Raw genomic sequence first — 20,938 nt, forward strand, 5'->3', positions numbered from 1 at the left:
TGTCCTTAGGCGGTGGGTGCCGGGCGAAAGACTTTGCCCGGGTTCATCAAGTTGTGGGGGTCGAAGGCGGCTTTGATGTTCTGTTGCAGCCGGTACTGCACGTCACCCAGCTCGTCGGGCAGCCACCGGGATTTCAGCACGCCCACCCCGTGTTCACCGGTGAGGGTGCCACCCAATTCCAGGGCCATGGTAAAGACCTGTCCGGCCACGTCCCAGATGGCCTCGGGCACCTCGCGGTTCTGGCCGTGGTCTTGACCTTCGACGACAAATACCGGGTGCAGGTTGCCGTCTCCGGCGTGGCAGGCGGTGGGGATTTTGATCCCGGAGGCTTGTTCGAGGTCGCGAATTCGGGCGAAGGCTTCGGCCATTGTGGACCGGGGCACGGCAATATCTTCGACCAGTAACTGTCCTTTGGCCTCCAGAGAGGGGAAGACACTGCGACGGATACCGACCAGGCGCTGGGATTCTTCCGGGTCGTCGGTGATGGTCAGCTCGGCCTGGTGGTCGGTGAGGATCGCCCCAATCTCTTCGGCTTCAGTCGCGGCGGCCGGTCCGTCAGTTTGGATCAGCAGGAAGGAGTTGCCGGAGCCGAAGTTTTCGCCGGTGTGTTCTGTCACCAACGCCACGGTGAGGTCATCGAGCAGCTCCATCATCGCCGGGGTGTGGCCGTGGCGGGTGACCGCTGAGGCGGCCTCTGCCGCATCGGTCACGGTCGGAAACGAGGCGCCTAGGGTGACGGTGCTACCCGGGGTGAGGGGCCGGATTTTCAGGGTGGCCTCGACGATGATGCCCAAGGTGCCTTCGGAGCCGATCAGCAACGCGCACAAATCGTAGCCGGTCACGCCTTTGACGGTGTGGTGCCCGACGGTGATCAGTGACCCGTCGGCGAGCACGACCTGCAACGATAGCACCGCTTCACGGGTGACCCCATATTTGGCGCAGAGCAACCCTCCGGCATTCATGGAGATATTGCCACCCACGGTGGAGATGTCTTTGGAGGCCGGGTCCGGTGGCCACCAGAAGCCCTGGGTGGCCAGGTAGGTGTTGAGTTCTCCGTTGAGGATGCCCGGCTGGACCGTGACCAAACGGTTCTCGGGTTGCAGTTGCAGGATCTGGTTCATCCGGTCGGTGCAGACCATGATCTCACCGGTGCTACCGATGGCCGAACCGGCCAGCCCGGTCCCCGCGCCACGAGGCACCATCGGGATCCGATGGTGGAAGCACACCCGTGCGATGTGCTGAACCTCCTCGACGGTGCGGGGGAAGACCGCAGCTGAGGGCACAGTGTCGCTGAGATGTCCGGAACGATCGTATTGATACACACTCAACGCCCGGGGATCGTCCACCACCGCATCGGCAGGTAGCTGGTCGCGCAACTCGGCCAGAACGGTGGAGAAATTCTCGGTGGTGCTCATACGGTGTTTCCTTCCAGCGTGGAGGCGGACTGTCTTTCAGTCTAGAGCTGGTTGCCCAGCTTATATTCGCCTTTCTTCCAGTCGGGCATTTCTTCACCGGATTCGCGGGTATAGGAGAAGCCGTCGGCGCCGATGGTGACCTCCATTTCGGAGTCTTCTTCTCGGCTGGTCAACGGCTGCGGATTGCCGTCCAAGTCCAGGACCAGGGAACCGTCGGTGTACCAGGAGGGTACAACCGGGTTGCCCCAGAAGTCACGTCGCTGGTTGTCGTGCACATCCCAGGTGACCACCGGGTTGTCCGGGTCGCCGGTGTAGTAGTCCTGGGTGTAGATCTCCACGCGGTGGCCATCCGGGTCACGCAGGTAGAGGTAGAAGGCATTGGAGACACCGTGCCGTCCCGGGCCACGCTCAATGCGGTCGGAGATGCGTAAGGCCCCCATCTTGTCGCAGATGGCCAGAATGTTGTGCTTCTCGTGGGTGGAAAAGGCCACGTGGTGCATCCGCGGGCCGTCACCGCCGGTCATGGCGGTGTCGTGCACGGTGGGTTTGCGTCGCATCCAGGCCGCATAGACCACGCCGTGCTCGTCCTGAATATCCTCGGTGACGCGGAAACCTAGATCCTGCATGTAGCGGGCTGCCCGGGGGACATCGGGGGTGATCTGGTTGAAGTGGTCCAGACGCACCAGGGCCCCGGGGCTGTAGAGGTCGTAGCGCCAGGCCAGACGCTCGACGTGCTCGACCTCGTAGAAGAACTCATAGGGGAAGCCCAGTGGGTCTTCCACGCGCACCGAGTCACCCAGGCCCTTGACGAACCCGTCCTTTTTGCGTTCGACCCGGCAGCCGAGTTCTTCGTAGAAGGCCACGGCTTTGTCGAGGTCCTCCGGGGTGCGCACGCGGTAGGAAAACGCCGCCACCGCGGGCAGCTGGCCGGCGCGCAGGATCAGGTTGTGGTGGATGAACTCTTCCATCGACCGTAGGTAGATGGTGTGCTCATCTTCTGCGGTGACCACCAAACCGAGCACGTCCACGTAGAACTCCCGGGAGGCGGCCAGGTCGGTGACGACCAGTTCCATCGAGGCGCACCGCAACACATCGGGTGCTTCCACGCTCGGGCTGGGGATGGGGTTATCAGTCTGAATCGGGGTCTCCTGGGAGACATAGAATCCCGAGGAGGTCAGCGTGCGATCCTTCATATCAGTCATGGTCTCTGTTCTTTCTGTGCTCACGAGGGTCAGCGGCCTGGGGTGCGCTTAGTCCTGCTTGCCGAAGACCGGGTTGTGGACTTCGCCGAGGTTGATGTGCACGGCCTGCTGGTCGGTGTAGAAGTCGATGGAGCGGTAACCGCCCTCTTGGCCCAGGCCGGAGGCCTTGACCCCGCCAAAGGGGGTGCGCAGGTCGCGGACGTTATTAGAGTTCAACCACACCATGCCGGCCTCAACGTGTTGGGCAAAATTGTGGGCGCGCTTCAGATCGTTGGTCCAGATGTAGGCGGCCAGACCGTACTTGGTGTTATTGGCCAGCTGAAGGGCTTCTTCTTCGGTGTCGAAGGGCGTAATGGCCACCACGGGGCCGAAGATTTCTTCCTGGAAGATCCGGGCGTCCGGGGAGACATCGGCGAAAACGGTGGGCTGAACGAAATTGCCGTCGGGGAACTGCTCGGGACGGGAGCCACCGGCGACCAGGTTGGCTTCGTTCTTGCCGATCTCCACGTAGGACATGACTTTCTCGAAGTGCTCGGGGTGGACCAGGGCGCCGACCTCGGTGGTCTTCTCTGAGGGCAAACCCACCGTGACCCGCTTGGCCTGGGCGGCGTAGCGCTGAACGAACTCATCGTAGATCCCGCGCTGCACCAGGATGCGGGAGCCGGCCGTGCAGCGTTCACCGTTCAGGGAGAACACCCCGAAAATGGTCGCGTCAATTGCGGTCTGCAGATCGGCATCGTCGAAGACCACGGCCGGGGATTTACCGCCCAGCTCCATGGACAGACCCTTCAGATAGGGGGCGGCGTTGGCGTAGATGATCTCACCGGTCTTCGATTCACCAGTGAAGGAGATCAGCGGAACGTCGGGATGCTTGACCAGCGAGTCACCGGCGAAACCTTCTTCACCGAAACCCTGGACCATGTTGAACACACCGGTCGGTAGTCCGGCCTCTTCAAAGATGCCCGGCCACAGCGACGCTGACAGCGGGGTGAATTCGGCCGGCTTGAGCACCACGGTATTCCCGGTGGCAATGGCCGGGCCGAGCTTCCAGGATTCCAGCATGAACGGGGTATTCCACGGGGTGATCAGCCCGGCCACACCGATCGGCTTGCGGTTGACGTAGTTGGCCTGGCGGCCCGGCACCTTGAAGGCGTTATCGTGCTGGGCGACAATTAGGTCGGCGAAGAACCGGAAGTTCTCGGCGGCACGACGGGCCTGGCCCAGAGCCTGGGTAATCGGTAGACCGGTGTCGAAACATTCCATGGCGGCCAGCTCGTCACCGCGGGATTCGACCACATCGGCGATCTTGTGTAACACGCGGGAGCGTTCGCGTGACAGCATGGTCGGCCAGGGGCCGTTGTTGAAAGCGTCCTTGGCGGTAGCCACGGCACGGTCGATATCTGCTTTCTTCCCGGAGGAAGCCTTGATATAGGGTTCGTTGGTGACCGGGTCGAGCACCTCGAACGTGTCACCGTCAAGGGAATCAACGAACTCGCCACCGATGTAGTGACGGATCTGATCGGGCAGGTTGGCGGGGCGTTGGGAGGTGGCAGTCACAGTCAGTACTTTCCTAGGGTCGATCGGTTCTGGTGTTCGGGGCTGTTCAGGTAGCTGGTCAGCGTGGCGTTGCGGTGGTCTCGGGCGGCTTGTTCAATCTCGATCGCGGACGCATGGCCGGCAATGAGGTCCAGAATGTGGGCGTGTTCGGCCACCGATTCGGTGGCGCGTCCGGGTACGAAGGAGAAGGTGGATTCCCGCAGGTGGTTCAGCCGGTCCCATTCGGCATAGACCAGATCGGTCAGTCGCTGGTTCGGGCACCGAGCGAAGAGCACCTGGTGGAAGGCCTGGTTGGTTTTGGTGAAGCTGGCCGGGTCGAAATGTGACAGCGAGCGCTGCATTTGCGCATTCAGCGCCCGGGCTTCGGCCAGATCATCTGCGCTCACATGCGGGGCAGCCGCGGCGGTTGCGGCCCCTTCGAGAATGCCCACGGTCTGCATCGAGTTGATGTACTGGGATTCATCCACCATCGATACGTGTGCGCCCACATTGCGCTGATAGGTCACCAGTCCTTCGGCTTCCAACTGGCGGATGGCCTCCCGCACCGGTACCACCGACATATTCAGGGCATCACCGATGGTGGCCAGCACCAGCCGGTAGCCGGGGCTGAATTCTTGGGTGAAGATCCGTTGCCGAATCCACCGGTAAGCAATCTGGGCTTTGGACAATTGCTCGGTCTCGGTTGTGGTCGGTGGGGTCATCAGTTCTGTTCCCCGCTTTCGGCGACGTAGCGCTCATAGGCCTCTTTCTGTTCGCCAGTGGGCGGGAAGGTGCCCTTGATCGGTGCGCCGGCTCGAACCTGGTTGGCCACCCACTCATCCTGGTGCTCTTTGGCCAGAGCGGCCTCGACAACTTCGTCGGCGAGATCGCGCGGGATCACAAGCACCCCGTCGTCGTCACCAACGATCACGTCGCCGGGGAGCACCGTGGCGTTGCCACAACTAACGGCCACATCGACCTCCCAGGGCACGTGCTTACGCCCCAACACGGCCGGGTGCGCGGTCTGGGTGAAGACCGGTAGGCCGATACGCTGAACCTCGGCGTAGTCGCGGACTCCCCCGTCGGTGACCACACCGGCGGCTCCGTTGTACTGGGCGCGGAGGGCGAGAATATCGCCCAGGGTGCCAGAGCCGGCTTCACCGCGAGCTTCAATGACAATGACTTCGCCCGGTCGGACGGCATCAAAGCACTGTTTTTGGGCGTTGTAGCCACCGCCGTGGCTGCCGAAGAGGTCCTCACGGTTGGGCACAAAACGCAGGGTCTTGGCCACCCCGACCATCTTGGTGCCCGCGGTTTGGGGCTTCACGCCTTCGATGACGACGTTGTTCAGACCGCGGGAACGCAATTGGGCCGATAGTCCGGCGGTGGGCGCTACCTTCAGCTTGGTCCGCAACTCATCAGGGAGCGCCGCGGTGGGATCTGCAACCGGTGGCAGACCGGCGGCTTCACGGGATCCCCAAGCGTCTTCGGCTTGCTTTTCATCGACAGCCGGCAACATCCCAAGCGCCGGGTCGAAGTCGCCGGGGCCCTCCGTAATGTGGGTGATCAGCCGACCCGAGGTGGGTGCGCCCGTGGCGGTGGGGGCATCGACCTCGACCTCCACGGTGTCGCCGGGGGCCACCACTGACGAGCCGGCCGGGGTACCGGTCAGGATCACGTCACCGGTTTCCAGGGTCATGTGCTGCGACAGGTCGGCCACGAACTGAGCCAGCGGGAAGATCAGCTGGTCCTCGGAGGTGCCATCCTCCTGGACCAGCTCACCGTTGACCCAGGTGCGCAACCGGAGTGCGGTCGGATCAATGCTGTGGGCGTCAATCACGGTCGGGCCCAGGGGCGTGTAACCGTCCCGGCCCTTGGAGCGGAGGTTAGAGCCCTTATCTGCCGGGCGGTAGTCGTAGATGCCCAGGTCGTTTGCGGCGGTCACCCCAGCCACATGCTTCCAGGCGTCTTCGAGGCAGACCCGGCGGGCCGGTTCCCCGATGATCAGGGCGATTTCGCCCTCAAAAGCCATCAGCTCGGTCCCGGCGGGGCGTGCTACGTCGGCACCGGAGCCCGATAAGGAGCTCGTGGGCTTAAGGAAATAAGACGGGGTGGCCGGGCGCCGACCGCGCTGGGCGGCGCGAGACTCAAAGGCCACGTGCACCGCAATAATCTTGCCCGGGGTGACGGGAACGTCGTGGAGAGGGTTCGGCATGCAGGCCTCCTGCTCAGCAGATCTGAGAGTATTCGAAATCGTATATCATTCTATGCGATGGGGTCAGGGTGTCACAATCACTTATTTGATGCATCGCCGTGACGTTCTTGCCAGCGCTGAGCGCAGGCGATACCGGCATCGTCTGGGTTTTCCGGAGATTTCAGGGACTCGTACTTCTCGTTGTAGACCCGCAGGTATTCTTCCGCGTTCTCGAAATCCAACGAGTCCATCACATCCAACCAGGTTTCCTCGGCCCCCTCGGCAGCGATGTCTTTCCATTTCTGAGTTTCCTCATCGGACCAAGTGTCGAAATCTTCCACGTCCGGGGAGTCGAGCATCTCATCACAGATATTTTCCAGCTCACCGTTGGCAACGTCAATGGTCTTGCCCTCATTGAATTCCTTCGTTACGTCATCCACGGTGGCCTGCAGGTCCTCAGGCAAGGACTCATAGGAGTCTTTATTCCACCACATGCCGTAGGCGGTGTATTGGTCAAAACCAGGGTCGACCCAATAAGGAAGTTGTTCGGTGATGGCAAAGTTCACGCCGAAGTCCAGCGAGGAGGCCACCGAGTCAATTACTCCGCGCTGTAGTGCCTCATAGGTTTCTCCGGCGGTGATGGCGCTGACATTCATTCCGGCATCTTCCAGCGAGCGCTGAGTGACCGGACCGGCTGCGCGAGCCTGGAGCCCATCGAGATCTTCAAATCCATCAATCGGGGTCTTCGCCCCGATGAGCAGCGCGCCTACCGGCCACGTTGAAACGTGTTCCAGGTTAGCTTTCTCCATAACCTCTTTGGCTGGCTCGTACTCGCGGTGGAGTTCGTAAAGCGCCTGGGTAGCTGCTTGAATGTCATCGGTTTTGAACGAGATGGACAGCACGGAGGTGGTGGGTAGCAGGTGTGGGGTGTAATCGGTGACGGTTAGTCCGAAGTCGGCACGACCGTCACGTATACAGTCTGCGACATCGGCCATATCGCAGATGGCTTGGAAGGGGGTGCGTTCAAAGGCGATACGCCCATCGGAAGCTTCTTCGACCGCGTCCATATAGGCTTCGGCAACCAGCTCGTGCTGGGTCCCCACGCTGGCGCCGTTGGCTTGGGTGAAGATGTATTCGGCATCGGTCTGATCTGCTCGTTCCCAGTCGACCACGCCCTCTTCACAGGCAGTCAACGTCAGCGAGCCAGCCACGATACCGGCGACCGCCAGCAAGCCACGGGTCGAGGTTCGTGCGCGACGGGCAGTTTTTGTCGTCCAGTTCATGAGTTCACTTCTTTCTGCGCCAGGGCTCACCCAGGGCTAGTTCTGTACTAATCCGGGCAAAAACAGGATCAGATCCGGGGTGAAGAAGAAGATCAGGATCAAGATCATGTCGATAACAAAGAACGGAATGATACCGCGGAAGACGGTCTCGGATTTCACGCCGGTGGCGCCAGAGACGACGAAGGCGTTGATGCCCACCGGCGGAGTAACCATGCCAATTTCGATGAATTTCACGATCAGAATGCCCAACCAGATTGGGTCGAAGCCGAATTCTAGGGCGACCGGCAGGATCAGCGGAACCGAGATCATCAGCAGGGACAACGATTCCAGCACCATCCCCATCGGTACCAGGCACAACAGTAGAATCAGCATGATCCAGGTCGGTGACAGGTTCCAGCTACTCACTGCGGCGGTGACCATTCCCGGCACGCCAGCGGAGACGAAGAAGGCTGAGAGAATTCCGGAACCGATGATGATAAAGAAAACCATCGCGGTGGTCCCCGCCGTGGATTCCAGGGCGCCTTTAATACCCTGCCAAATGCCCTTGGCGCCTTGTTTACGCAATTCCCAGATCAGAATCAGCACCGCGGCAATCGCGCCGAATGCAGCGGACTCGGTGGCGGTGAAGAGCCCGGAGTACATCCCGCCCAGCACGATGGCGAACAGCAGAAGAATGTAGCCCAGACCGCGCCACGGCAGAGAGGACAACGGGGCGTGGCGACGGTTTTCCGCCTGGATGGCTTTGGCTTGGCTCAGGGCATCTTGGACGTTCTCTGCGTCTGCGACAACCTGGCCACGATGGCGGAGCTGCCAGCCGGCAAAGCCGATCCAGATGGCATAGGCCAACGCAGAGAGCGCGCCGGGGACAATACCGGCGGCCAGCATTTCTCCTACCGATTGCTGAGAGAGGATGGCGTAAAGGACGAGGAAAGTCGAGGGCGGAATCATCGATCCCAGGGTTCCGGCGACCGCAACCAAGGCGGTGGCCATGTGAGCCGGGTACCCAGATTTACGCATTTCTCCGACAGCCAGGCGCGCCATCGTGGCCGCGGTACCGATCGAGGAACCGGAGACCGCGGAGAAACCGGCCGAGGCGACCACAGTGGCGACACCAAGCCCGCCGGGAAAACGGCTCAACACGCGGTCGGCGATGGCGAAGACGTATTCGGCCACATGGGCTCGTACTGCGAACATGCCCATGAGCACGAACATCGGCACGATGGTCAATGAGAAGGATGCGATCTGGGAGAACGGGTCAGCACCGAGTTCCAGGGTGGCATGGTTAAATCCATGCAAAAGCACCAGGCCGATGGCACCGGCCAGACCCAAGGAGACGGCCACGGGGACTCGGAGCAGTAGCAGTGCCAGCATCAGCACCAGCACGAGGATCACGACAGCGCCGAGACTCATGATGCACGGCCTCCTTCGGCGGTAGAAGTTGCGATGCTGGCGGATGTTTTGGAGACGACATCCGGCTGGTCGGCCAGAGCGGCTTGGACCTCATCGGCGTGGCCGGTGGGTTCTTGGCCACGCAATGTGCGCACCAGGTTAAGGACGGCCACCAACAACAAAGAGAGCAGGCCGATCGCTAGAATCCAGCGCATCGGGTACATCGGCCACTGCACGATGCCAAAGCGGGTTTCACGGAAGATGAAGGAATCGATGGCGCGCATGATGTTGGCGTAGGAGAGCCAGCCGGTGTAGAGAGTCACCAGGGCCCAGACGAAGACATTGGTAGCTCTGGTCAATCCGGGACCAAAACGGTCGGTCACCAGGGAAACCGCGACGTGTTCGCCGTTCAGTCCGGCCCAGGCCAGACCGAAGGCTACGGCGGTCACCATGGCTGTTTCGGCGATTTCGATCATGCCCGGTAACGATGCACCAGTGATATTGCGTGCAAAGACATCGATGGCGATGGCAATGACCATCACGACGACTGCGATCGCTGAGAGCACTGCGAGAAAACGAACCGCAATGCGTATTAGTTTCTCCATGGTCCACTGCTACTTTCTCAGGGTGGGAGTGTGATGAGAGAGGGCGTTTCAACCGCTGCATAGTGGTCTAGGTCATACCCGCTGAGCTCAGACTATATACGATCTGAGATCTCATGTCATATAGACCACATGACATCATTCACAGTGGCAGGGCGGTATACAGCGTTAAATCCCCGCGATCTCTTGCATATACGGGGCGACGATGCTCCCGTCGACGCGACAGTCCAATACGAAGGTGCCGTGTGCGCCGTCAGCAACCCACTGGGTGAAGTCCTCCAGGTCGTTGAAACTGCGGACCACGCAGGCGCGAGCGCCCAGACTGGTGGCCAGCCCGGCGAAGTCGATCTCGCCGACGCGCATGGGTTCTTCGGCCAATCCCTTACTGCCGTATTGGAAGACCTCAGCCCCGTAGGCGGCGTCGTTGAAAACGATGACCACGGCGCTCTTGGCAGTACGGATCAGGGATTCAGCATCAGCGAAGGCCATCATGCCACCCCCGTCACCGGTGACCAGCACAGTGGTTTTCTCCGGGGCAGCGTGAGCAACTCCGACAGAGGCGGAGAAACCCAGCCCAATAGTTTGGAAGGCTGTGCCCAGCAAGATCATGTGGTCGATCTCGGGCACGTCGAAGAACATATTGGGCCAGCCGATGAAGTGGCCACCATCGGTGATGTAGATCCGGTCTGGTGGCAGCAGCTCGTTCAACCGGGTGCTCAGCGCGCGGGGGTCGAGCCCACCGGTGGGGCCGAATTCGGTGCCGGTCTCATAGGCGCGGAGCTCGCGAGCGATGTCTTCGGTGTTTTCAGTCTTCGCCCGCGACTCGGTCGCAGAGGTGGTGGCTTTATACGCATCCAGTAGCGCGGGGACGGCGGTAGCGGAATCAGCGCTGAGGAACTGGTTGACGCGGGCGTGGGTGGCCTGTGGTTCGCTGTCAATCTGGATGACGTGCGCCTCGGGGCCGAAGGCCTCACCAAAGGCCATGGTGAATTGGTTCAGTCCGGCTCCCACTACCAGGACAACATCGGCTTCACGTATGCGCTGGGCGGAGCCCGGGGCGGCGAATCCTCCGCACACGCCCAAATCGGTAAATCCGTCGGTGCCATCGGTGTCGAACAGTCCGCGCCCGGGTGCGGAGGTAGCCACATCGGCGCCGAGCAGGCCGGCCAATTCACGCAAGGCCCCGGCACACTGACGGGCACCGCGACCGCCCAGAATGAGTGGCTGGGAAGCCTCTCGCAAGGCAGTGGCCATGTTGTGGATGGTCTTGGTATCAACTACCGGGCTCGGCGCCTTAGGGGTGAGCTCGGGGATGACGGCACCACCGGCGCTGACCTCAGCGGTGGCCAAGTCATAGGGAATTGCGAGGACCACGGGGCGTTGTAGCGACACGGCTCGTTCGACAGCAGAGATGGCTACGGTGCCGGCGTTGGAGGGCTCAACGGTCAGTGTCGGCACGTCCATGGAGGCCGCGGCGGCGGTTTGGTCGATATCCCAGGGGCGACGCCCCGGGGTGGGCTGGTCTCCGACCACCAGGATCAGCGGGATCCGCGACAGCGAGGCTTCAGCGAGCGCGGTCAGCGTGTTGGTAAAGCCCGGCCCATAGGTCGTGGTGGCCACCGCGAGTTCTTGGCGCACCCGGTAGTAGGCATCGGCGGAGGCTACCGTGGCGACTTCGTGGCGGACCGGCACGATGTCGGTGCCGAGCTGATGTAGCGCGTCAATGAAATAGGCATTGCCATTGCCCATCAGCCCGAAGAAGGCGGTGGCGTGACGGTGGAGGGCATCGGCAAGAACAGCAGCAACAGTTGGCATATGAAACGCTCCCAACAGACAGATATGTCGATCGATTCCATATATGTCTGGCTCTTCACCGAAGAGTTAGCGTTTCTTTTTCAAACGCCAGGCCGAGAAGGCGTCACAGTTGGTTCAGCCCACTATGACCTTCGACACCCCTACCTTAAAGTACACACGCCAGCTTCAACAAGTCCGGTCTCAACTGTGCACAGGCCTTCCAAGACACGGTTGAGATGCTCGCCCGTGGCGTGGAAAAGACTCAACGCTCCAACCGATCCCAGCCGACCGTCCTCGAAGCGCACTGGGATCGCGACGCCGTACAGCCCGGGGATGACCTGACTGTAGGACTCCGCCCAACCGCACTGCCTGATCTCGTGGACATTGGCTCGCACCTCGTCGCTGATGCCCTCTGGCCAGCAAGCCTCATCCATGATCGCCAAGATCGCTCTTCCGGTGGCCCCGTCCTGGATGGCATGGCGCGCGCCGGGGCGCTGGGCGATGACGGTTTCTTGGTGGGGAGGTTCCACACTGGTGACCGTCAAGCATTCCCCGCGGTCTTCGATGGCCAGAAAGCAGGTCATGACTAACCGTTGAGCGGCCAGGGTCAATAAGGGCAGGGCAGTGGCACGCATATCTCGCTCGACCGAGGCGCCCAAGGCCACGAGTCGTACACCTAGCGCGAGTTTCCCCAGCTGATCACGCACCACCAGCCCGTGGTCTTCCAGGGTGCGCACCAGCCGGTAGCACACCGAGCGGTGTAGCCCCAAAGCGTGAGCGACCTGGTCGATGCTCATCGCAGACGGGGAATTAGCGAGCACTTCCAGTACTCGAAGACCGCGACTGAGGGTTTGTGATCCTGCGGACCGAGTAACCGGGTCTGCCACGACACACCTCCTTGTAAGCCAGCTCATATTTCCTCTATGATCTGACTCATAAATTCGATAATAGAGTTTAGTGTTCGATTATAGAACACGCTCTACGGCACGATCTACTCTGTCTTTTCCGACAAGGAGTGAACCACCGATGCATTTCCACGAACACGGCTATGTCTCCGAAGACCCCCGAATTCGTCCTGCTGCTGGCTACGGCCTCAACCGCAGCGACGAACTCCCCGACGAAATGGACGTGCTGATTGTCGGAACCGGTCCGGCCGGTATGCTGGCCGCCGCTCAGCTGTCCTACTACCCCGAAGTCAATACACGCATTATTGAACGCCGTGAGGGACGTCTGGAGATCGGCCAGGCCGACGGTATTCAGGCCCGCTCGGTGGAGACCTTCCAAGCCTTTGGCTTCGCTAGCGAAATTATCGACGAGGCCTTCTGGCTCACCGAGATGTGTTTTTGGAAGCCGGACCCCACCAACCCCGAGAACATCATTCGTACCGCCCGGACTCCCGATGACCCTTCCGGCATCTCCGAGTTCCCACACCTGATCGTCAACCAGGCACGCGTATTGGATGGCTACGCCGAAGCTGCACTGCGGGCCCCGAGTCGGATTACCCCGGATTATGGGATTAAGTTCCTCGGACTGAGTGTGGACCGCGAGCAGGACTACCCGGTCGAGGTCCAGGTGGAGTACGTAGCCGGCCCCCGGAAGGGCGAACAACGCACCGTGCGCGCCAAGTACGTCGTGGGTTGCGATGGCGCCCACTCTCGCGTCCGCGATTCCATCGGGCGGGTGATGACTGGCGATGTCGCCAACCACGCCTGGGGTGTCATGGACGTGCTGGCTAACACCGACTTCCCGGATATCCGCACCAAGTGCGCCATCAACTCCAAGCACGGCCAGATTCTGCACATCCCTCGCGAGGGTGGGCATCTGTTCCGCATGTACGTGGACTTGGGTGAAGTGCCTCTGGATGATGACCACAAGGTGCGCGAGACCCCGATTGAGGAAATCATCCGCAAGGCCAACGAGATCATCACTCCCTACACCCTGGATGTGAAGTCAGTGGCCTGGCACTCGGTTTACGAGGTAGGACACCGGTTGACCGACCACTTCGACGATGTCGACACCGAAGACCGCGGCCGATTGACCCCGCGCGTGTTCATTACCGGCGACGCCTGCCATACCCACTCGGCCAAAGCTGGTCAGGGTATGAATGTCTCAATGCAAGACGGTTTCAATATCTCTTGGAAGCTGGGCCAGGTGTTGTCGGGGCGTAGCCCTAAGACCCTGTTGCACACCTACTCGGATGAGCGCCAAGAGGTGGCCAAGAACCTCATCGACTTCGATAAGGAATGGTCGACCCTGATGGCCACCCCAACCGAAGAGCTGCCCGATCCGACCTACCTGGAGGACTTCTACGTCAAAACCGCCGAGTTCCCGGCTGGATTCCTGACCGAGTACCGTCCGTCCATGGTCACCGGCGGCACCGAGCACCAGGAGTTGGCCACCGGGTTCCCGGTGGGTAAGCGCTTCAAGTCGGCTAAGGCCATGCGCGTCTGTGACGCCAATCCCTTGCACATCGGCCACCAGGCGGTGGCCGATGGTCGCTGGCGACTGTACGCCTTTGCGGACCGCCCGGCCTGTGGCGAGCACGATTCCAAGCTCTCAAAGTTGGCCGAGTGGTTGGAGACCTCCGCGGACTCACCGTTTGTGAAATACCGTCGCGAAGGCGATGACATCAACGCTCAGATTGAGCCGAATGTTATCTATCAGCAAGACACCGCGAGCTTCGACTGCGTGGATGCCCCGACGATCTTCCGCCCCAAAGTCGGGAAGTTTGGCCTGGAGTACTGGGAGAAGATCTACGCCACCATACCGGACGAGGACATCTTTGAGGCTCGTGAACTTTCTCGCGACGGTGTGGTCGTGATTGTCCGTCCGGACCAGTATGTCGCCGCTGTGTTACCACTGGATGATGTGGACGGTATTGCCGCCTACTTCGATGCGGTGTTGACCACCAACTAGGCGTGCTACAAGCGTGGCAAAGACACTGGCGGGCCGGTGCCTTCATCAATCGAGGTGACCGGCACCGGCCTGTCGTGAAGGCTATCAACAAATCCGACTAGACCGCTGTAGTAACGGGAGCTGCCTCGCGTTCGGGGTGCAGGTCGGGTTTCTCCACCCAGGCATGGGCATCGCTACCCGCCGGATCTTCGAAGACGCTATTGGCATTCTCAAGGTCGACGGTGAAGAAGAGGCCCTGCGGATGGCTAACTACACCGATCTTAAGAGTGACGTTTTTGAAATCACCCCAAAACGTTAGCTATGATTTTTCTCACCTCATAGGTCTTATGTCTCCCCACAGGAAAAATAAGACCATTCCGGCGTGCTACACCACCAGCTCGCTGGCTATCTCATCACATAACCGTTACTAGAGGACCTCTATGAGCATCCACCACAACGACTCGGGAGCAGCAACGACCGACAACACCGTCACCGATGATGATGCCCCGTCAAAAACCTTGGAAAGTGGAAAGCGGAAGGGCTTTTTCCAACGCTTCTTGGACGTCATCGAGTGGGGTGGAAATAAGCTTCCGCACCCCGTCACTCTCTTCGGGATTTTGGCCCTGCTGGTCATCCTGTTGTCATGGGTTCTCTCCCAGGCCGGGCTGAGTGTCGAAGATCCAGTTGAAGGCGAAACGGTGGAAGTGTTCAACCTGCTTTCCGCCGAAGGTGTTGAGTGGATCTTCTCCTCAGCGGTCGATAACTTCATCAACTTCGCCCCACTCGGCGTGGTGCTCGCTACCATGATCGGTATCGGTATGGCCGAATCCACCGGACTGATCGGTACCGCACTACGTGGTTTTATCCTCTCCATCCCCCGCACGCTGGTCACCTTCGCCATTGTCTTTGCCGGTGTGATGTCCTCGGTAGCTTCCGACGCCGGCTACGTGGTGTTGCCTCCGCTGGCAGCCATCTTGTTCGTCGCCCTTGGACGACACCCGCTGGCCGGTATTGCTGCCGCCTTCGCCGGCGTTTCGGCAGGGTTTAGTGCTAACCTTCTGCTTTCCGGAACAGACGTGGTGCTCGGCGAGCTCACCATTGAAGCCGCCGCCACCATCGACCCTGCCTACGCCGACCAGATGAACCTGGCGATGAACTACTGGTTCATCATCGCTTCAACCTTTATCCTGGCCATCGTCGGTACGCTGGTCAGCCAGTTCATCGTGGAACCCCGGCTGGGTAAGTGGACCGGTGAAGGGGTCATCGAGGGCGAGGACGAGGAACAACTGAAGGTCACCCCGTTGCAGAAAAAGGGCCTGATCTGGGCCGGCATTTCGCTGGTGATCACCATTGGGTTGTTGCTTCTGCTCATTGTTCCGCCGAATGCTCCGATGCGTGGTGAAGACGGTGCTGTTATCCAGTCGCCGTTCATGAGCTCGCTGGCCATTATTCTCGTCGTCGTCTTCTTCATTCCCGGCCTGGTCTACGGCATCGTGACCAATGTGGTGAAAAACGACACCGATGCCGTGAACCACATCTCCAAATACATTTCCGGGATGGCCATGTTCCTGGTCTTGTCTTTCACCGCAGGTCAGTTCATCGCCTACTTTGAACAAACCAACCTGGGTCTGATTCTCTCGGTCCTCTGCGCCGAAGCGCTAGACTCGATCAACCTCACCGGAATTCCTCTGGTGTTGCTCTTCATGCTCTTCACCGGCCTGGTAAACCTATTCATCGGTTCGGCCTCCGCAAAATGGGCGATGCTGGCACCCATCATGGTGCCCATCATGATGCAGCTGGGCATCTCCCCGGAGTTCACCCAGGCCGCCTACCGCGTTTCGGATTCAGCCACCAACATCCTCAGTCCGCTGATGACCTACTTTGCGCTGATCATCGTGGTGGCCCAACGCTACGACAAGAAGATCGGCATCGGCTCATTGGTCTCGGTAATGTTGCCCTACTCGCTAGCATTCTGGGCCGTCTGGACGTTGATGACCATCGGTTGGATGGGACTCGACTTGCCACTAGGACCCAACGCTCCGATCTTCTACGAATCACCCTAGTTTCACAGCCCACGACCGCTTCCCGATGCCTAGATGCACTCCCTGCAGAGTGTATCTAGGCATCTTTGTCTGAAGTGTCCTGTCGAAGTTGCCAGGCTATCGTGAAACGCGAGAAGCACAGGGCGCTACGTCTGCTGTATGCCTGGTCTCTGGTCGTGCAACCCAGGTAGTCTCAGTCACAGAGATAAGAACGACTCGACGCCAGAAAGAAGCCTCACATGCCACACGTGCAGATCTCGACCGGCATCAATGTTCACTACGAAGAGCAAGGCTCGGGCGAACCTCTGATTCTGATCATGGGCACCTCGGGAGCTATTGGTACCTGGGCCGAGTTTGAAGACCGATTTGCTCAGAATTACCGTGTCATCACCTTCGATAACCGGGGGATCGGCGAGACTGACCGTGGCGATGGTGATATTTCAGTCCGCTCAATGGCTCAGGATGTGGCGGCCCTGATGGACGCACTGCAGATTCCTCAAGCGCACATTCTGGGGTGGTCCCTTGGCTCCGCTGTCGCACAAGAGCTCGCAATCAACTATCCGGACCACGTCAAGTCCCTGATCCTCTACTCCACGTGGGGTCGCTGCGACGGGTTCCAAGCCGCAGTGATTACTTCCCTCCGGTACCCGTACGCTCAAGGTGACTTAGACGTTGCCGCCACAGCCACCGGTCTTGCCTTCTCTCCCGAAACGTTGGACCGTGCTGATCTCCCGGAATTTCTCGCCCCCGTTCTGCGCGGGTTGCCGCAGAGTGAGGTGCAGATCCAAACCACCGTCGAGCAGTGGGACGCCGACTTGGCTCATGACACCCTCGACCGATTGGCCCAGATCAAAACACCGACCCTAGTGGTAGTCGGAGAACAGGACCTCCTCACTCCACCGTGGCAGTCGAAGAAAGTTGCCGACGCCATCCCCGGCGCGGAATTCCATCTCCTCGAAGGCAGTAACACCCCTCACTTCCTCCATTTTGAACAACCTGAAGTCCTCGCCAACCTGATGCTGACGTTCCTGACCAAGCAACGAGGCTAAGGTGCCCATCCTCTAGGTCGCCATCATTTTCGGTGCTTTCTCGGCACCAGTGAAAGAGTCCTGGGTCTTTGTGTTGATCATCGCGCTGATTCCCACACGACGGCCACCACTATTGCAACAAGGTCTCAACAGTGTGTCGCATTTGCTCTCCAGAAGAGCATGAGATAAATACATGTTGTGCTTTCCTTTCGTTCAGCGCGCACGCTGATAACACCGCCCCGCGTTCCGGGCCTCGACGTCGCCCGGGCTCTGGCCATTATTGGCATGATTTTCGCCCATATGGCGTTAATTCCTGAGCTCGAAATTTCCGAACCGTCGACCTGGCCGGGAATTGTGCACGGCTTTTCCTCGTTGTTATTCGCGCTATTGGCCGGGATCTCGCTGGCGATGATGACCGGAGGCACCCGGCGTCCCGATATCGAGGCATTGCCTTTCTTGCGTCTTCGTTTGCTAGGGCGCGCGGCCACCATTTTCGGCATCGGTCTTGCCCTCGAGGCGTTGGGCACTCCCATCTCGGTCATCTTGCCGATTTTCGGAATGCTCTATATTGCCATGATGCCGTTTATGCGGTTGCGTCGTCGCTGGCTGTTGGTCTGGGCAGCAGGATTCGCCATCATCGGCCCGGTCCTGTTGGAGATGCTTAATGCCCTCTCTTCCTTTGATGGCGCACTGGCATTTCTCTTCTTCAGCCCCTACCCGCTCACCGCCTGGCTCGCACTAGCCCTGACCGGTATGGCTATTGGTCGTTCCAATTTGCGCAGTATCCGACTGGCTACGGTGCTAGCGCTAGGCGGTCTGGTGGTGGCCGCGCTGGGCTTTTTCCTGGCCTCGCTGACTGAAGACGGCGCCGGAACCTCCCTGGATGAGGGGAGCTACTCTTCCTACGGGAGTATTTACGACAGCGAAGACTCCTACGGCTACCTCGAGGACGGGAGTTTCTACCCCTACGACACAGACGATTCTTCGTCGTGGAAACCAGGGGACGTTGTTCCGGAAGAAGAACCCGTCGACCCCGTGGAATGGCTGAGATTGGGCCTAACCTCGAGCCGCCCACACACCGGTGGCAGTCTGGAAATCATGCTGGGCCTCGGCGTCGGTGCCACGGTCCTTGGAGCGTGCCTGCTGATATGTCGCGGTCCGGTACGTTGGGTCACCTACCCGCTATCGGCGATGGGAGCCATGCCCCTGACCGTTTATGCGGCCCATGCGGTGGTCACGCTGATCGTCTATGGCAACATCAACCTCGGAGACTGGATCGGGCCAGCTGAAGAGGACCTCACCGCTTTGTTCATGGTCATCGGCGCCCTGATCGTCTGCCCCCTCTGGATGGCGGTCACCGGACGTGGACCGCTCGAGGCTCTGACTCGCCATGTTGGTCGCCTGGCCTCCGGCGAATTACATCGCCATGAAACAGGTCGCCACGCCATCCCATAAGAAAAGCCAGGTGGACCCAGAGCCCCGGGAGCACGCGTCAGCTACGCGAAACTTCCGTGACGTCGGAGGGCTGGGCCTCGTCATGACGGTCCGCGCCCCGGTTTTTGTTTTTGCCCTTGATCCCACCGGTCAGTGCCCTCAGGGCGTAGAGGATAGCGGCCAGGTCGACGAGTTCTTGGGTTAGCGCGCCCCACACAGCGGGGATGTAGCCGAAGGCGGCCACCAGCATCAGCCCGATCGAGAGGATGATGCCAATCCATATCGCTTCCAGCGCGATCCGGAAGGTGTGCTTACCGATGCGCACCGCCAAGCCCACCCGGCTGATGTCGTCGCGGACAATCACCGCGTCGGCGGACTCGCTGGCAGCGGTGGCTCCGCGAGCGCCCATGGCGATTCCGACATCGGCGGCGGTGAGCACCGGGGCATCATTGACGCCATCGCCGACCATCATCACCGGACTGGGCAGAGTCTTGATGATCTCCACCTTATCGTGGGGCAACAGTTCGGCGTGGACCGTATCAATGCCAGCTTGTTCAGCCAGTGAGGTGGCAGTGTCCTGATTATCGCCGGTGAGCATCGCGATCGTGTCGATGCCTTGGTCGTGCAACTCTCGGACGGTGGTCGAGGAGTTGTCGCGCAGCGAGTCAGCGAGCAATAAACTACCGGCAAACCTGCCATCGATCGCCACCGCCACCGAGGTTTGTCCCGGCTCCAACGGAACACGCGTTGCCTCCGGGTCGGTCTCTTGAACGAAAGCCAACTTACCCACCACCACATGGCGACCGTCGATGACCGCAGTGACACCATTGGTCGCAATTTCGTTCGCATCCTCGGTGGTGGTCAGCCTCAGTCCACGCTCATAAGCTGCAGAGATCACGCCTTCGGCGAGCACGTGGGAGGAGTACTGCTCAGCTGAGGCCGCCACGGTGAGCAACTCGTCGGCATCCACCCCGTCGGCGGGGATCACGTCAACCAGTTCGGGCTGGCCGTAGGAGAGGGTACCGGTCTTATCGAAGGCCACTGAATTGGCCCGCGCCAACGCCTCCAGGGTGGCTCCACCTTTGACGATAATGCCGTTACGGGTACTGGAACTCATCCCACCCATGAATGCCACCGGGGCAGCAATTAACAACGGGCACGGGGTAGCCAGCACCAGTACTTCGGCGAAACGGACCGGGTCGCCCGACAGCCACCAAGCCAGACCGGCGATGGCCAACGAGACGAGCGTGAACGGGACCGCAAACCGGTCGGCCACCCGCACGGTGGGGGCTTTGGCTTGCTCGGCTTCTGCTACCAGCGCAATAATCTTCTGATACTGGGAGGAGTTGGAGTCTGCCGTGGCACGGATCCGCACCGCCCGCTGACCGTTGATGGAACCCGACAGCACCGCGTGACCGCGTTCGTATTGGACCGGCAGACTCTCACCGGTCAGCGAGGACTCGTCGAAGTCGCCATAATCGCTGATCAATTCACCGTCGACCGGCACTACTTCGGCAGGCTTGACCAGTAATAGATCGCCCTCGGCGACCTCGGTGACGTCAATGTCATCGGCGGTGGCGTCCGGGTCATCGCTGCGCAACCGGTGCGCGGTATTTGGCGCCATCTTCAACAACGCGTCGAGGTCTTTGGTCGCTCGTTGGGCGGCGTAGTCTTCAATCGCTTCACCACCCGAGAGCATGAGCACGATAATCATCGCTGCGATATATTCACCCACCGCAATGGAGGCAATCATCGCCACCAACGCAAGGATGTCGAGGCCAAAGTGGCCACGCAGAATATCGCGAATCATGTCGAAGGCGGTCAAGGCAATAATGACAATGACATACCCGGTGGCAATCCACTGCGCCGCAGTGGTGGCACCGGAGAACTCGCAGGCGAGCACGACGACAAGCAACACCAAGGTAATGGCCACAATGGGATACTGCCGAATGAAAGTCGCGATCTTTTTCATGGCTCAAGTATCTCGCTGACGCTGTCGAGCTTCCAGCAATCCTAGGCAAGGCTAAATGGGTATATAGCCCTGCTGTAGTCTGCTATCCCTCACCGTGGTGAGGGTCCCCTTCCGGGCTACGTGGCGACCATCGACGTTGGCTCGGTCACTGA

Annotated in this window: 16 protein-coding genes; 5 read left to right on the forward strand and 11 right to left on the reverse strand. The window is 60.2% G+C overall.

Annotation, left to right across the window (positions count from 1 at the left end; genetic code table 11):
* Positions 1-5 precede the first annotated feature (5 nt).
* The 10 genes from DCC24_RS05815 to DCC24_RS05860 form a co-directional block, all read right to left on the reverse strand.
* Positions 6-1,415 (reverse strand): FAD-binding oxidoreductase, encoded by a 1,410-nt coding sequence (locus tag DCC24_RS05815; protein ID WP_110098982.1) that lies wholly within the window; start codon positions 1,413-1,415, stop codon positions 6-8.
* 41 nt (positions 1,416-1,456) lie between these two features.
* On the reverse strand, positions 1,457-2,617 hold the full coding sequence (gene hpaD, locus DCC24_RS05820; protein WP_110098983.1) for a 3,4-dihydroxyphenylacetate 2,3-dioxygenase: 1,161 nt from the start codon (positions 2,615-2,617) through the stop codon (positions 1,457-1,459).
* Between the two features lie 48 nt (positions 2,618-2,665).
* A complete protein-coding gene (gene hpaE / locus DCC24_RS05825) occupies positions 2,666-4,174 on the reverse strand; it encodes a 5-carboxymethyl-2-hydroxymuconate semialdehyde dehydrogenase (RefSeq protein WP_110098984.1) in 1,509 nt (502 codons plus the stop codon).
* A 2-nt stretch (positions 4,175-4,176) separates the two neighbouring features.
* Positions 4,177-4,875, reverse strand: a complete 699-nt coding sequence (locus DCC24_RS05830) for a GntR family transcriptional regulator (protein WP_110098985.1) — start codon at positions 4,873-4,875, stop codon at positions 4,177-4,179.
* The gene (locus tag DCC24_RS05835) at positions 4,875-6,368 is read right to left on the reverse strand and encodes a fumarylacetoacetate hydrolase family protein (protein WP_110098986.1); all 1,494 of its coding nucleotides are present in this window, start codon (positions 6,366-6,368) and stop codon (positions 4,875-4,877) included. The genes DCC24_RS05830 and DCC24_RS05835 overlap by 1 nt, the downstream gene beginning before the upstream one ends.
* 77 nt (positions 6,369-6,445) lie before the next feature.
* Positions 6,446-7,630, reverse strand: coding sequence for a TRAP transporter substrate-binding protein (locus tag DCC24_RS05840; protein WP_110098987.1), 1,185 nt, complete (start codon positions 7,628-7,630; stop codon positions 6,446-6,448).
* A gap of 36 nt (positions 7,631-7,666) precedes the next feature.
* Positions 7,667-9,040 (reverse strand): TRAP transporter large permease, encoded by a 1,374-nt coding sequence (locus DCC24_RS05845; RefSeq protein WP_110098988.1) that lies wholly within the window; start codon positions 9,038-9,040, stop codon positions 7,667-7,669.
* Positions 9,037-9,624 carry a TRAP transporter small permease gene (locus DCC24_RS05850; RefSeq protein WP_110098989.1) on the reverse strand — a complete coding sequence of 196 codons (588 nt, stop codon included), beginning with the start codon at positions 9,622-9,624 and terminating at the stop codon, positions 9,037-9,039. The genes DCC24_RS05845 and DCC24_RS05850 overlap by 4 nt, the downstream gene beginning before the upstream one ends.
* A 165-nt stretch (positions 9,625-9,789) precedes the next feature.
* Positions 9,790-11,436, reverse strand: a complete 1,647-nt coding sequence (locus DCC24_RS05855) for a thiamine pyrophosphate-binding protein (protein ID WP_110098990.1) — start codon at positions 11,434-11,436, stop codon at positions 9,790-9,792.
* 140 nt (positions 11,437-11,576) lie between these two features.
* On the reverse strand, positions 11,577-12,302 hold the full coding sequence (locus tag DCC24_RS05860; protein WP_158524609.1) for an IclR family transcriptional regulator: 726 nt from the start codon (positions 12,300-12,302) through the stop codon (positions 11,577-11,579).
* Between the two features lie 139 nt (positions 12,303-12,441).
* Between DCC24_RS05860 and DCC24_RS05865 the strand changes: the two genes are divergently transcribed.
* The 5 genes from DCC24_RS05865 (at position 12,442) to DCC24_RS05880 (ending at position 18,835) form a co-directional block, all read left to right on the forward strand.
* Entirely contained in the window at positions 12,442-14,331 is a 1,890-nt protein-coding gene (locus DCC24_RS05865) for an FAD-binding monooxygenase (RefSeq protein WP_110098992.1), read from the forward strand.
* Positions 14,332-14,494: 163 nt separating this feature from the next.
* Complete coding sequence (locus DCC24_RS12520; RefSeq protein WP_255410800.1) at positions 14,495-14,629, forward strand: hypothetical protein; 135 nt, start codon at positions 14,495-14,497, stop codon at positions 14,627-14,629.
* A 121-nt stretch (positions 14,630-14,750) separates the two neighbouring features.
* Positions 14,751-16,373: an AbgT family transporter gene (locus DCC24_RS05870; protein WP_110098993.1), complete on the forward strand. Its 1,623-nt coding sequence runs from the start codon at positions 14,751-14,753 to the stop codon at positions 16,371-16,373.
* 218 nt (positions 16,374-16,591) lie between these two features.
* Positions 16,592-17,401 (forward strand): alpha/beta fold hydrolase, encoded by an 810-nt coding sequence (locus DCC24_RS05875; protein ID WP_110098994.1) that lies wholly within the window; start codon positions 16,592-16,594, stop codon positions 17,399-17,401.
* Positions 17,402-17,578: 177 nt separating this feature from the next.
* Complete coding sequence (locus tag DCC24_RS05880) at positions 17,579-18,835, forward strand: DUF418 domain-containing protein (RefSeq protein ID WP_110098995.1); 1,257 nt, start codon at positions 17,579-17,581, stop codon at positions 18,833-18,835.
* Positions 18,836-18,872: 37 nt separating this feature from the next.
* Here DCC24_RS05880 and DCC24_RS05885 read toward each other — a convergent pair whose 3' ends face one another.
* Complete coding sequence (locus DCC24_RS05885) at positions 18,873-20,786, reverse strand: heavy metal translocating P-type ATPase (protein ID WP_110098996.1); 1,914 nt, start codon at positions 20,784-20,786, stop codon at positions 18,873-18,875.
* Between the last annotated feature and the right edge of the window lie 152 nt (positions 20,787-20,938).

The sequence above is a fragment of the Auritidibacter sp. NML100628 genome, assembly GCF_003185985.1.
GTDB lineage: Bacteria > Actinomycetota > Actinomycetes > Actinomycetales > Micrococcaceae > Auritidibacter > Auritidibacter ignavus.

Coding starts and splice junctions, on each gene's coding strand:
- DCC24_RS05885 (WP_110098996.1), bottom strand. CDS start 20,786: ATGAAAAAGATCGCGACTTTCATTCGGCAGTATCCCATTGTGGCCATT.
- DCC24_RS05870 (WP_110098993.1), top strand. CDS start 14,751: ATGAGCATCCACCACAACGACTCGGGAGCAGCAACGACCGACAACACC.
- DCC24_RS05875 (WP_110098994.1), top strand. CDS start 16,592: ATGCCACACGTGCAGATCTCGACCGGCATCAATGTTCACTACGAAGAG.
- DCC24_RS05835 (WP_110098986.1), bottom strand. CDS start 6,368: ATGCCGAACCCTCTCCACGACGTTCCCGTCACCCCGGGCAAGATTATT.
- DCC24_RS05840 (WP_110098987.1), bottom strand. CDS start 7,630: ATGAACTGGACGACAAAAACTGCCCGTCGCGCACGAACCTCGACCCGT.
- DCC24_RS05815 (WP_110098982.1), bottom strand. CDS start 1,415: ATGAGCACCACCGAGAATTTCTCCACCGTTCTGGCCGAGTTGCGCGAC.
- DCC24_RS05865 (WP_110098992.1), top strand. CDS start 12,442: ATGCATTTCCACGAACACGGCTATGTCTCCGAAGACCCCCGAATTCGT.
- DCC24_RS05855 (WP_110098990.1), bottom strand. CDS start 11,436: ATGCCAACTGTTGCTGCTGTTCTTGCCGATGCCCTCCACCGTCACGCC.
- DCC24_RS12520 (WP_255410800.1), top strand. CDS start 14,495: ATGGGCATCGCTACCCGCCGGATCTTCGAAGACGCTATTGGCATTCTC.
- DCC24_RS05850 (WP_110098989.1), bottom strand. CDS start 9,624: ATGGAGAAACTAATACGCATTGCGGTTCGTTTTCTCGCAGTGCTCTCA.
- DCC24_RS05845 (WP_110098988.1), bottom strand. CDS start 9,040: ATGAGTCTCGGCGCTGTCGTGATCCTCGTGCTGGTGCTGATGCTGGCA.
- DCC24_RS05830 (WP_110098985.1), bottom strand. CDS start 4,875: ATGACCCCACCGACCACAACCGAGACCGAGCAATTGTCCAAAGCCCAG.
- hpaD (WP_110098983.1), bottom strand. CDS start 2,617: ATGACTGATATGAAGGATCGCACGCTGACCTCCTCGGGATTCTATGTC.